The sequence below is a fragment of the Serratia sp. SM04 genome (genome assembly GCF_040280225.1).
Taxonomy (GTDB): Bacteria; Pseudomonadota; Gammaproteobacteria; order Enterobacterales; family Enterobacteriaceae; genus Serratia; species Serratia sarumanii.
Genome location: NZ_JBEOQT010000010.1, coordinates 18101 through 30919 on the forward strand (window position 1 = coordinate 18101; position 12819 = coordinate 30919).

Here is a 12819-nt window from a genome sequence, read left to right on the forward strand (position 1 = left end):
GATGACGATTACTCGTCGTCGCTGCCGCCCAGGCCTGCGTTGAGCAGCTCGGCCAGGTTAGCCGTCGCTTCTTCCGCGCTGACTTGCGGAACAACCGGCGCTTCACCCTGAGCACGGCGACGCATGCGATCCTGATGATAAGCGTAACCGGTACCGGCTGGGATCAGACGGCCCACGATGACGTTCTCTTTAAGGCCACGCAGTTCATCACGCTTGCCGGCTACGGCAGCTTCGGTCAGAACGCGCGTCGTTTCCTGGAACGATGCGGCGGAGATGAAGGACTCGGTCGCCAAGGAAGCCTTGGTGATACCCAGCAGATCGCGCGAGAAGGTTGCCGGGATCTTACCTTCAGCTTCCAGCTGACGGTTGGCAATCTTGACGCGAGACACTTCAGCCTGCTCGCCTTCCAGGAACTCGGAGCCACCAGCGCTAACGATAGTGCCTTTACGCAGCATCTGACGAACGATAACTTCGATGTGCTTATCGTTAATCTTAACGCCTTGCAGACGGTAAACTTCCTGCACTTCGTTGGTGATGTAGCGGGTAACCGCATGCACGCCACGCAGACGCAGAATGTCGTGCGGAGACTCTGGGCCGTCGGATACGACGTCGCCACGTTCCACCACTTCGCCTTCGAACACGTTAAGCTGACGCCATTTCGGAATCATCTCTTCGTAAGCGTCGCTGCCGTCCAGCGGAGAGATCACCAGGCGACGTTTGCCTTTGGTCTCTTTACCGAACGAGATAATCCCGCTGATTTCAGCCAGGATTGCCGGCTCTTTCGGACGACGTGCTTCGAACAGGTCGGCAACGCGCGGCAGACCACCGGTAATATCCTTGGTACCGCCGGATTCCTGAGGAATACGCGCCAGGGTATCACCCGCACCGATCTGAATGCCGTCTTCCAGCTGAACGATCGCTTTGCCCGGCAGGAAGTATTGAGCAGGCATATCGGTGCCTGGGATCAATACGTCTTCGCCCTGAGCGTCAACGATTTTCAGTGCCGGACGCAGGTCTTTACCGCTACCGGTACGCTCTGCGCTGTCCAGAACTACCAGAGAAGACAAACCGGTCAGTTCGTCGGTCTGGCGAGTAATGGTCTGGCCGTCGACCATGTCCGCGAAGCGAATGAAGCCGCTGACTTCACTGATGACCGGCATGGTGTGCGGATCCCAGTTAGCAACGGTTTCGCCGCCGTTAACTTCTTCACCGTCGCCTTTGCCCATCACGGCACCGTAAGGCACCTTGTAGCTTTCTTTGGTACGGCCGAATTCGTCGATCAGTTTCAGTTCGGTGTTACGCGAGGTGATCACCAGCTTGCCCGCAGCGTTCATAACGAACTTCGCGTTGCTCAGCTTGATGCTACCCTTGTTTTTCACCTGGATGCTGGATTCAGCAGCCGCACGAGATGCCGCACCACCGATGTGGAACGTACGCATCGTCAGCTGTGTACCCGGCTCACCGATGGACTGTGCCGCGATAACGCCGATGGCTTCACCTTTGTTGATGATGTGGCCACGTGCCAGGTCGCGACCATAGCAGTTTGCGCACACACCAAAGTCGGTTTCACAGCTCACCACGGAACGGACTTTAACGCTGTCGACAGAGTTCTCTTCCAACAGGTCACACGCCTTCTCGTTCAGCAGGGTGTTGCGTGGCACCAGAATGTCCGCCGTACCCGGCTTGAGGACGTCTTCTGCCGTCACACGGCCCAGAACGCGTTCACGCAACGGCTCTTTCACGTCGCCACCTTCGATAACCGGAGTCATCAGGATGCCGTCGTGGGTGCCACAGTCGTCTTCGGTCACAACCAGATCCTGCGCCACGTCAACCAGACGACGGGTCAGATAACCGGAGTTCGCGGTTTTCAGTGCAGTATCCGCCAGACCTTTACGAGCACCGTGGGTGGAGATGAAGTACTGGAGTACGTTCAGACCTTCACGGAAGTTCGCGGTGATTGGCGTTTCGATGATGGAGCCGTCCGGCTTCGCCATCAGACCACGCATACCGGCCAGCTGACGAATCTGAGCGGCGGAACCACGCGCACCGGAGTCGGCCATCATAAAGATGCTGTTGAAGGAAACTTGCTGTTCCACTTCGCCGTCACGGTTAACCACGTCTTCTACCGACAGGTTTTCCATCATCGCTTTCGCAACGCGTTCGTTCGCTGCAGCCCAGATATCGATCACTTTGTTGTAGCGTTCGCCGGCGGTAACCAGACCAGACTGGAACTGCTCCTGGATCTCGGCAACTTCGGTTTCCGCTTCTTCGATGATCTCCGCTTTCTTGGCCGGGATAACCATGTCGTCGATACCTACGGAAGCGCCGGAACGGGCTGCGTAAGCAAAACCGGTGTACATGATCTGGTCAGCAAAGATAACGGTCGGCTTCAGGCCCAGGATGCGGTAACAGGTGTTCAGCATCTTGGAGATCGCTTTCTTGCCCAAAGGCTGGTTAACGATCGCGTACGGCAGACCTTTCGGTACGATCATCCACAGGATGGCGCGGCCGATGGTGGTGTCGATGATGCTGGTCTGAGAAGTCCATTCGCCTTCGGCGTTTTTGACGTCTTCGGTGATACGCACTTTAACGCGCGCATGCAGAGACGCCAGGCCGGCGCGGTAAACACGCTCAGCTTCTTTGGAACCGTTCAGCACCATGCCTTCGCCCTTGGCGTTAACACAGTCGCGGGTCATGTAGTACAGACCCAGTACAACGTCCTGAGAAGGAACGATGATTGGCTCGCCGTTCGCAGGGGACAGGATGTTGTTGGTGGACATCATCAGCGCACGCGCTTCCAGCTGGGCTTCCAGCGTCAGCGGTACGTGAACGGCCATCTGGTCACCATCGAAGTCGGCGTTATAGGCCGCACAAACCAGCGGGTGCAGCTGGATCGCTTTACCTTCGATCAGAACCGGTTCAAACGCCTGGATACCCAAACGGTGCAGGGTTGGTGCACGGTTCAGCAGTACCGGGTGTTCGCGGATCACTTCGTCCAGGATATCCCAAACGACGGCTTCTTCACGCTCAACCATTTTCTTGGCGGCTTTGATGGTGGTGGCCAGGCCACGCAGCTCCAACTTGCCGTAGATGAACGGTTTGAACAGCTCCAGCGCCATCTTTTTAGGCAGACCGCACTGATGCAGACGCAGGTATGGACCTACGGTGATTACGGAACGGCCGGAGTAGTCAACGCGTTTACCGAGCAGGTTCTGACGGAAACGACCCTGCTTACCTTTGATCATGTCGGCCAAAGATTTCAGAGGACGTTTGTTGGAACCGGTGATGGCACGACCGCGACGGCCGTTATCCAGCAGGGCGTCTACCGCTTCTTGCAGCATACGCTTTTCGTTGCGCACGATGATGTCCGGCGCAGCCAGATCCAGCAGGCGTTTCAGACGGTTGTTACGGTTGATCACGCGGCGATACAGATCGTTCAGATCCGAGGTCGCGAAACGACCACCATCCAGCGGAACCAGAGGACGCAGATCCGGCGGCAGTACCGGCAGCACGGTCAGAATCATCCACTCCGGTTTGTTACCGGACTGCACGAACGCTTCCAGCAGCTTGATACGCTTGGTCAGCTTCTTGCGCTTGGTTTCGGAGTTGGTTTCGTTCAGCTCTTCACGCAGCTGCTCGCACTCGGCTTCCAGATCCATGTTTTTCAACAGGGCCTGAATAGCTTCCGCACCCATCTTGGCGTCGAATTCGTCACCGAACTCTTCCAGCGCGTCCAGATACTGCTCTTCGGTCAGGATCTGACGACGCTCGAGGTTGGTCATACCGCCTTCGACCACCACATAGGATTCGAAGTACAGTACGCGTTCGATGTCACGCAGCGGCATATCCAGCAGCAAACCGATGCGGGATGGCAGCGATTTCAGGAACCAGATGTGCGCGGTCGGCGAAGCCAGCTCGATGTGGCCCATGCGCTCACGACGCACTTTGGTCTGGGTCACTTCAACGCCGCACTTCTCACAGATCACGCCGCGGTGTTTCAAGCGCTTGTACTTACCGCACAGGCACTCGTAATCTTTTACCGGCCCGAAGATACGGGCGCAGAAAAGGCCGTCACGCTCTGGTTTGAACGTACGGTAGTTAATGGTTTCCGGCTTCTTAACTTCACCGAACGACCACGAACGGATCATGTCTGGCGAGGCCAGAGCAATCTTGATCGCATCAAACTCTTCGGTCTTAGTTTGCGCTTTCAGAAACTTCAATAAGTCTTTCACGGATTGGCTCCTGTCGGAGTTAAACCTGTTGGGTACCCACAACCGCAGTAGGTACCCGTGTGACCTGAACAACCACCCTCAGGCTCCCTTAGGCGGGGAGCCTGAGCCGGAATGACGATTACTCGTCTTCCAGTTCGATGTTGATGCCGAGCGAGCGGATTTCTTTCAACAGTACGTTGAAGGATTCCGGCATGCCTGGCTCCATCCGGTGGTCGCCATCCACGATGTTTTTGTACATCTTGGTACGGCCGTTAACGTCATCCGACTTAACGGTGAGCATTTCCTGCAGGGTATAAGCCGCGCCGTATGCTTCCAGTGCCCACACTTCCATCTCACCGAAGCGTTGACCACCGAACTGCGCTTTACCACCCAGAGGTTGCTGAGTCACCAAGCTGTAAGAACCGGTTGAACGGGCGTGCATTTTATCGTCAACCAAGTGGTTCAGTTTCAGCATGTACATATAGCCGACAGTAACCTGGCGCTCGAATTGCTCACCGGTACGGCCATCAAACAGCGTGATCTGACCGGAGGTCGGGATACCGCCCATTTCCAGCAGTTGCTTGATTTCAGTCTCTTTCGCACCGTCAAACACCGGCGTTGCGATCGGCATACCTTTTTTCAGGTTCTCTGCCAGACGCAGCACTTCGTCGTCGCTGAAGGTGTTCAGGTCAACTTTCTGGCAAACGTCGTCGCCCAGATCGTAGGCCTTCTGGATGAACTCACGCAGCTTGGCCACTTCCTGCTGCTGCTTCAGCATCTGGTTGATCTTCTCACCGATGCCTTTCGCAGCCATACCCAGGTGGGTTTCCAGGATCTGACCGATGTTCATACGTGATGGTACGCCCAGCGGGTTCAGTACGATGTCTACCGGCGTGCCGTTTTCATCGTAAGGCATATCTTCGATCGGGTTGATCTTGGAGATAACACCCTTGTTACCGTGGCGGCCCGCCATCTTGTCACCCGGTTGGATCTGACGTTTAACGGCCAGATAAACCTTGACGATTTTCAGCACGCCCGGCGCCAGATCGTCGCCCTGAGTGATCTTACGACGCTTGGCTTCCAGCTTCTTCTCGAAGTCGGATTTCAGTTCGTCGTACTGCTCAGCCAGCTGCTCCAGCTGGTTTTGCTTCTCTTCGTCGGTCAGGCCCAGTTCCAGCCAGCGATCGCGCGGCAGCTTGCTCAGCTTGTCGGCTTCGATGCCACCGGCAACCAGCACCGCGTGGATACGCGCAAACAGGCCGGCTTCCAGGATCTGCAGTTCTTCAGTCAGGTCTTTCTTCGCCTGCTTCAGCTGCATCTCTTCGATTTCCAACGCGCGCTTGTCTTTTTCCACGCCATCGCGGGTGAAGACCTGCACGTCGATAACCGTACCGGAAACGCCGTTCGGTACACGCAGAGAAGAGTCTTTAACGTCAGACGCTTTCTCACCGAAGATCGCACGCAGCAGTTTCTCTTCCGGCGTCAGCTGGGTTTCGCCTTTAGGCGTTACCTTACCGACCAGAATGTCACCGCCGGTCACTTCAGCACCGATATACACGATACCGGATTCATCCAGCTTGGAGAGCGCAGCTTCACCCACGTTAGGGATGTCGGCAGTGATCTCTTCAGGCCCCAGCTTGGTGTCGCGAGACACGCACGCCAGTTCCTGGATGTGGATGGTGGTGAAGCGATCTTCCTGCACCACGCGCTCGGAGACCAAGATGGAGTCTTCGAAGTTGTAGCCGTTCCAAGGCATGAACGCTACGCGCATGTTCTGGCCCAGTGCCAGTTCGCCCAGGTCTGTCGATGGGCCATCCGCCAGCACGTCGCCGCGCTCGATTGGCTCACCCAGATTCACACACGGCATCTGGTTGATGCAGGTGTTCTGGTTAGAACGGGTGTACTTGGTCAGGTTGTAAATATCGATACCTGCTTCGCCCGGGTACATCTCGTCTTCGTTAACTTTGATAACGATACGGGAAGCATCCACGTACTGGATCACACCGCCGCGTTTGGCAACGGCGGTTACGCCGGAGTCAACCGCTACGGCGCGTTCCATACCGGTACCAACCAGCGGCTTGTCAGCGCGCAGGGTAGGTACGGCCTGACGTTGCATGTTCGCACCCATCAATGCACGGTTGGCGTCATCGTGTTCCAGGAATGGAATCAGTGAAGCACCAACGGAAACAACCTGCTGGGTGGATACGTCCATGTAGTCAACCTGGTCGCGGCTGAACAGGCTTGATTCGCCTTTGCTGCGGCAGGTGACCAGGTCTTCTACGAAGCGGCCTTCTTCATCCAGGTTGGAGTTCGCCTGGGCGATAACGAAGTTGCCTTCTTCAATAGCAGACAGGTAGTTGATTTCATCGGTCACCACGCCGTCACGCACGCGGCGGTACGGGGTTTCCAGGAAGCCATACTCGTTAGTCTGTGCGTACACGGACAGGGAGTTGATCAGACCGATGTTTGGACCTTCCGGCGTTTCGATTGGGCACACGCGGCCGTAGTGGGTCGGGTGTACGTCTCGAACTTCAAAGCCGGCGCGCTCACGGGTCAGACCGCCCGGGCCCAGTGCGGAGATACGGCGCTTGTGCGTGATCTCGGACAGCGGGTTGTTCTGGTCCATGAACTGGGACAGCTGGCTGGAGCCGAAGAACTCTTTCACCGCCGCCGAAATCGGCTTGGCGTTGATCATGTCCTGAGGCATCAGGGTATCCAGATCGCCCAGAGACAGACGCTCCTTCACCGCACGCTCAACACGCACCAGACCTACGCGGAACTGGTTCTCGGCCATTTCGCCGACGGAGCGGATACGACGGTTGCCCAAGTGGTCGATATCGTCCACTTCGCCCTTGCCGTTACGGATATCGATGAGCTTCTTCATCACTTCGATGATGTCGTCTTTGCTCAGGATGCCCGAACCTTCGATCTCGTCGCGCAGCAGAGAACGGTTGAACTTCATACGGCCAACCGCGGACAGATCGTAGCGGTCTTCGGAGAAGAACAGGTTCTCGAACAGGCTTTCGGCAGCTTCGCGCGTTGGCGGCTCACCAGGGCGCATCATGCGGTAGATTTCTACCAACGAGCTCAGACGATCGGTGGTCGGATCGACGCGCAGCGTTTCAGAGATATACGCGCCGTGATCCAGATCGTTGGTGAACAGCGTTTCGATGCGCTTGTGGCCGGACTGGCTCAGCTTGGCCAGCAGATCCAGCGACAGCTCCATGTTGGCTGCGCAGATCAGTTCGCCGGTATTGGTATCGATATAGTCTTTCGCGACCACTTTGCCCGCGATGTACTCTACCGGTACTTCAATGCTCTGAATGTCGTCTTTTTCCAGCTGACGGATATGACGAGCGGTGATGCGACGGCCTTTCTCTACGTAGATCTTGCCGTTGGCTTCGATGTCGAACGAAGCGGTCTCACCACGCAGGCGCTCTGGCACCAGCTCCATCTGCAGCTTGTTGTCACGGATTTCGAAGACGATCTTGTCAAAGAACAGGTCGAGGATCTGTTCAGTGGTGTAGTTCAGCGCGCGCAGAATGATGGTCGCAGGCAGTTTGCGGCGACGGTCAATACGCACGAACAGGTTGTCCTTCGGATCGAACTCGAAGTCCAACCATGAACCGCGGTAAGGGATGATGCGTGCGTTGTACAGCACTTTACCCGAGGAGTGGGTTTTGCCCTTATCGCTGTCGAAGAATACGCCAGGACTACGGTGCAACTGAGATACGATAACCCTCTCAGTACCGTTGATCACAAAGGTGCCGTTTTCGGTCATGAGCGGAATTTCGCCCATGTAGACTTCTTGTTCCTTGATGTCTTTGACCGTACCTTCAGGCGCTTCGCGCTCATAGATAACCAGGCGCAGTTTTACGCGCAGCGGTGCAGAGAACGTCACACCACGGATCTGGCACTCTTTGACGTCGAAGACCGGCTCACCAAGACGGTAGCTAACGTATTGCAGCTCCGAATTGCCACTGTAGCTCTGGATAGGGAAAACAGAACGGAATGCGGCTTCAAGGCCGTACTGCCCTTCTGGATCTTGCTCGATAAACTTCTGGAACGAGTCAAGCTGGATAGAAAGGAGATATGGTATGTCCAGCACTTGTGGACGTTTACCAAAATCCTTACGAATACGTTTTTTCTCGGTATAGGAGTAAACCATAGGGTTCCTCAGCTCGCTGATCAGTGACCCAATCTGTCCGTCCGATTAGGGACAGTTCATGCAACACCGTTTTGTCGACCGGAAAGCGGGAACACTTTCCGCAATGTCTCTTGCTATCACGCTTAAACCATTTCATCGCGTCTTCCCCCAGAACTCCTGGTAGTGCAAAGACCGCGGTATATTAAGTCGTCAATAGAAACAAACATTGGGAGGCGAAACCAGCAGCCAAACAGTGTGAAACGCTACTGGCGCCCTACAGCGCAAAAAGGCTGGTGACTAAAAAGTCACCAGCCATCAGCCTAAAAGACTAGGCTGCAACCGGAAAGGTTGGCTTATTTAACTTCAACTTCAGCGCCAGCTTCTTCCAGAGATTTTTTCAGAGCTTCTGCGTCATCTTTGCTCACGCCTTCTTTCAGAGCGGCTGGAGCAGATTCAACCAGGTCTTTAGCTTCTTTCAGACCCAGGCCGGTAGCGCCACGTACTGCTTTGATAACAGCAACTTTGTTAGCGCCAGCAGCTTTCAGGATAACGTCGAATTCAGTTTTCTCTTCAGCAGCTTCAGCCGGGCCAGCAGCTACAGCTACAGCAGCAGCAGCAGAAACGCCGAATTTTTCTTCCATAGCGGAAACCAGTTCAACAACGTCCATTACGGACATAGCGGCAACTGCTTCCAGGATTTGGTCTTTAGTGATAGACATAACAATTGTTCCTAAAATTCAGAAATAGTTTAAATACGTTAGCAAAGGCTAAGAAAGAATGGCTTACGCCGCTTCTTTCTGATCGCGTACTGCAGCCAGAGTGCGAACCAGTTTGCCGGCAGCGGCTTCTTTCATGGTTGCCATCAGGCGTGCGATCGCTTCTTCGTAAGTTGGCAGCGTCGCCAGGCGGTCGATTTGCGCCGCTGGGATCAGCTCACCTTCAAAGGCCGCAGCTTTAACCTCGAATTTTGCATTCGCTTTCGCGAACTCTTTGAACAGACGAGCAGCAGCGCCCGGGTGTTCGTGAGAGAATGCAATCAAGGTTGGACCGACAAACGTGTCTTTCAGGCATTCGAATGGAGTGCCTTCAACTACGCGACGCATCAGGGTGTTGCGAACAACACGCATGTAAACGCCAGCTTCACGACCTGCTTTACGCAGTTCAGTCATTTTATCTACGGTAACGCCGCGGGAATCCGCAACAACCGCAGACAGCGCGCCTTTGGCTACTTCGCTGACTTCAGCAACAATCGCTTGTTTGTCTTGAAGATTTAATGCCATTAGCTTTTTGCTCCTGGATTAGCCGGGGAAAATCCCCCGGAACTCACTTCACTCGGCGCTTTGTAAAACGCCACGCCGAGCGGCTTAACACGGTGAGCAGAATCCAGCAAAGACATTCTTTTATAAAAAAGAAAAATTTTCTTAGGCTCTGTCACCGTCTACGCAGGAAGGATTAAGTATCTTGCGATACACCTGCGGTCTTGGACGGAGGCCTGGATAGGCCAGGCTCCAACCGAAAAATCTTTGTTTTGCCTACGGCATAGCCAATAGCAAAACCTTGGGGCATAAGATTCTAGACAAATCTTGGCCCCAAGTCAAAGCGATAATCGCAAATGCGATTAGTTCGCTGCAGCAGACAGACCGCTCTGATCGATAGCAACGCCAGCACCCATGGTGGTGGAGAGGCTAACTTTCTTGATGTACATGCCTTTCGCCTGAGAAGGTTTTGCTTTTTTCAGCGCAACCAGCAGGGCTTCCAGGTTTTCTTTCAGTTTGTCTGCGTCGAAATCAACCTTACCGATAGTGGTATGGATGATGCCGTTTTTGTCGTTACGGTAGCGAACCTGACCTGCTTTAGCGTTTTTCACTGCTTCAGCAACGTTCGGAGTAACGGTACCCACTTTCGGGTTTGGCATCAGGCCGCGTGGACCCAGGATCTGGCCCAGTTGACCTACAACGCGCATTGCATCCGGGGAAGCAATAACAACGTCGAAGTTCATTTCGCCTTTCTTGATCTGGTCAGCCAGATCGTCCATACCTACCAGCTCTGCGCCAGCAGCTTTTGCTGCTTCAGCGTTAGCGCCTTGGGCAAATACGGCAACGCGAACGGAACGACCGGTGCCGTGTGGCAGAACGGTAGCGCCACGAACGTTTTGGTCAGATTTACGAGCGTCGATGCCGAGGTTAACGGCAACGTCAACGCTTTCTACGAATTTAGCGGTGGCCAGCTCTTTCAGCAGAGCAACAGCTTCAGCGATGTCATACTGTTTAGTAGCATCAACTTTGTCACGGATCACGCGCATGCGCTTGGTCAGCTTAGCCATCTCTTAATCCTCCACTACCAGGCCCATGGAACGAGCGGTACCTTCGATGGAGCGAGTCATCGCTTCAACGTCAGAACCAGTCATGTCCGCAGCTTTGGTTTCTGCGATTTCACGTACCTGAGCACGAGTCACTTTACCTACTTTGTCTTTGTTCGGCTTACCGGAACCAGACTTGATACCAGCCGCTTTTTTCAGCAGAACTGCTGCTGGCGGGGTTTTGGTAACGAAAGTGAAGGAGCGATCAGAATAAACGGTGATAACAACCGGAATCGGCAGACCTTTTTCAACGCTGTCAGTCTTAGCGTTGAATGCCTTACAGAATTCCATGATGTTAACGCCCTGCTGACCCAGAGCTGGACCCACTGGTGGGCTCGGGTTCGCCATACCAGCTGCAACTTGCAGCTTGACGTAGGCTTGTACTTTCTTAGCCATTTAAATTTCCTCGGTTTGGGTAGTATCGCCTCGCAAGAGGCTCCCCGTGTTTCACCCCGCCCAACATGCATCAGGCAAGGCATCTAAAAACAAAAGGCGCGAAATTGTAGTTCAATTTCGCGCCTTTGACAAGCGGCAACGGGCCACTCGTTGCTGATTATTCGATCAGCCTTTCTCAACCTGGCTGAAGTCCAGTTCCACTGGCGTTGCACGGCCAAAGATGGAAACGGAAACTTTCAGGCGGCTCTTCTCGTAATCGACTTCCTCGACCACGCCGTTGAAATCGGCAAACGGGCCGTCGTTGACGCGCACCAGCTCGCCCGGTTCGAACAGCGTTTTCGGACGCGGCTTGTCACCAACCTGCTGCAGGCGGTTCATGATCGCATCAACTTCTTTATCGCTGATCGGCGCAGGACGGTCAGACGTACCGCCGATGAACCCCATGACGCGCGGTACGCTGCGCACCAGGTGCCAGCTGGCGTCATTCATCACCATCTGCACCAGCACGTAGCCAGGGAAGAATTTACGCTCGCTCTTGCGACGTTGGCCGCCACGGATTTCAACCACTTCTTCCGTAGGCACCATCACTTCGCCGAACAACTCTTCCATATCGTGCAGTTTGATGTGTTCACGCAGCGATTGTGCTACGCGACCTTCAAAACCGGAAAACGCCTGAACGACGTACCAACGTTTTTTTGGAGCTTCAGACATTTTAGAACCTCAGGCCAGTAATAAACGACACCAGACGGACCAGAATACCATCCAGCCCCCACAGAATCAGTGACATCACGGCGGTTACCGCGGCAACGATCAACGTGGTGTGTAGCGTTTCCTGACGAGTTGGCCAAATCACTTTACGTACTTCGGTACGCGCTTCGCGGGCAAACGCAACGGTGGCTTTGCCTTTGGTGGTCATCAGAGCCACTGCACCTGCAACGGCGATGATCAGCACAACTGCCAGCGCGCGCAATGGCAGGCTTAAATCACGGTAGTAATAGTTACCGACAATAGCCACAACCAACAGAACGGCGACGATCAGCCACTTTGCCGCTTCCAGGCCGCGTCCGCTCCCTTGAGCCTCGGTATTCGCACTCATAAACCAACCTGTCACAATGATGATTCAGAACAAACAACTTTGCCTCGCATTGCGAGGCAAACCAAACCGATCGGATACCGCTTCAGCGCTATCCCGGTGTTTTACGCCATGACGTATTTCAGTCAATACGGTTTAAGAGCCCATCTCACCAATGATTATGACTGCAAAATCGCTGATGAGATAGGTTCTAGTTCACAGCGTAGAAAAAGGGCATCAAATGATGCCCTTTTACCGCGTGTCGCGTCAAACTTTATCAGCGATTAAGCGATAACTTTAGCAACAACACCTGCGCCAACGGTACGGCCGCCTTCACGGATTGCGAAACGCAGACCGTCGTCCATCGCGATTGGGTGAATCAGGGTTACAACCATGTTCACGTTGTCGCCTGGCATTACCATCTCTACGCCTTCTGGCAGTTCGATGGTACCGGTCACGTCAGTTGTACGGAAGTAGAACTGTGGACGGTAGCCTTTGAAGAATGGCGTGTGACGACCACCTTCATCTTTGCTCAGGATGTACACTTCAGATTCGAACTGGGTGTGTGGCTTGATAGAGCCTGGCTTCGCCAGTACCTGACCACGTTCGATTTCTTCACGTTTGATACCACGCA

At 54.5% G+C, this 12819-nt stretch carries 8 protein-coding genes and 1 pseudogene; all 9 read right to left on the reverse strand.

Annotated features, from left to right (window positions below; all coding sequences use genetic code 11):
- Positions 1-8 precede the first annotated feature (8 nt).
- On the reverse strand, positions 9-4232 hold the full coding sequence (gene rpoC, locus ABTW55_RS13830) for a DNA-directed RNA polymerase subunit beta' (RefSeq protein WP_021505232.1): 4224 nt from the start codon (positions 4230-4232) through the stop codon (positions 9-11).
- Positions 4233-4350: 118 nt separating this feature from the next.
- Positions 4351-8379, reverse strand: a complete 4029-nt coding sequence (gene rpoB / locus ABTW55_RS13835; RefSeq protein WP_033636721.1) for a DNA-directed RNA polymerase subunit beta — start codon at positions 8377-8379, stop codon at positions 4351-4353.
- 332 nt (positions 8380-8711) lie between these two features.
- Positions 8712-9077 carry a 50S ribosomal protein L7/L12 gene (gene rplL, locus ABTW55_RS13840; RefSeq protein WP_004929903.1) on the reverse strand — a complete coding sequence of 122 codons (366 nt, stop codon included), beginning with the start codon at positions 9075-9077 and terminating at the stop codon, positions 8712-8714.
- Between the two features lie 63 nt (positions 9078-9140).
- Positions 9141-9638 (reverse strand): 50S ribosomal protein L10, encoded by a 498-nt coding sequence (rplJ, locus tag ABTW55_RS13845; protein WP_004929905.1) that lies wholly within the window; start codon positions 9636-9638, stop codon positions 9141-9143.
- 338 nt (positions 9639-9976) lie between these two features.
- A complete protein-coding gene (gene rplA, locus ABTW55_RS13850) occupies positions 9977-10681 on the reverse strand; it encodes a 50S ribosomal protein L1 (protein WP_033636720.1) in 705 nt (234 codons plus the stop codon).
- Positions 10682-10684: 3 nt separating this feature from the next.
- Positions 10685-11113, reverse strand: a complete 429-nt coding sequence (rplK, locus tag ABTW55_RS13855) for a 50S ribosomal protein L11 (protein ID WP_015376316.1) — start codon at positions 11111-11113, stop codon at positions 10685-10687.
- A 165-nt stretch (positions 11114-11278) separates the two neighbouring features.
- A complete protein-coding gene (gene nusG / locus ABTW55_RS13860) occupies positions 11279-11824 on the reverse strand; it encodes a transcription termination/antitermination protein NusG (protein ID WP_004929914.1) in 546 nt (181 codons plus the stop codon).
- A gap of 1 nt (position 11825) precedes the next feature.
- Entirely contained in the window at positions 11826-12209 is a 384-nt protein-coding gene (secE, locus tag ABTW55_RS13865) for a preprotein translocase subunit SecE (protein ID WP_004929916.1), read from the reverse strand.
- A gap of 260 nt (positions 12210-12469) precedes the next feature.
- A pseudogene (gene tuf, locus ABTW55_RS13870) lies at positions 12470-12819 on the reverse strand (elongation factor Tu); the annotation flags it as partial.

What these genes read in the sequence shown, in the direction of transcription:
- rpoB (WP_033636721.1), bottom strand. Translation starts at nt 8,379, where the DNA reads ATGGTTTACTCCTATACCGAGAAAAAACGTATTCGTAAGGATTTTGGT.
- rplL (WP_004929903.1), bottom strand. Translation starts at nt 9,077, where the DNA reads ATGTCTATCACTAAAGACCAAATCCTGGAAGCAGTTGCCGCTATGTCC.
- rplJ (WP_004929905.1), bottom strand. Translation starts at nt 9,638, where the DNA reads ATGGCATTAAATCTTCAAGACAAACAAGCGATTGTTGCTGAAGTCAGC.
- rplA (WP_033636720.1), bottom strand. Translation starts at nt 10,681, where the DNA reads ATGGCTAAGCTGACCAAGCGCATGCGCGTGATCCGTGACAAAGTTGAT.
- rplK (WP_015376316.1), bottom strand. Translation starts at nt 11,113, where the DNA reads ATGGCTAAGAAAGTACAAGCCTACGTCAAGCTGCAAGTTGCAGCTGGT.
- nusG (WP_004929914.1), bottom strand. Translation starts at nt 11,824, where the DNA reads ATGTCTGAAGCTCCAAAAAAACGTTGGTACGTCGTTCAGGCGTTTTCC.
- secE (WP_004929916.1), bottom strand. Translation starts at nt 12,209, where the DNA reads ATGAGTGCGAATACCGAGGCTCAAGGGAGCGGACGCGGCCTGGAAGCG.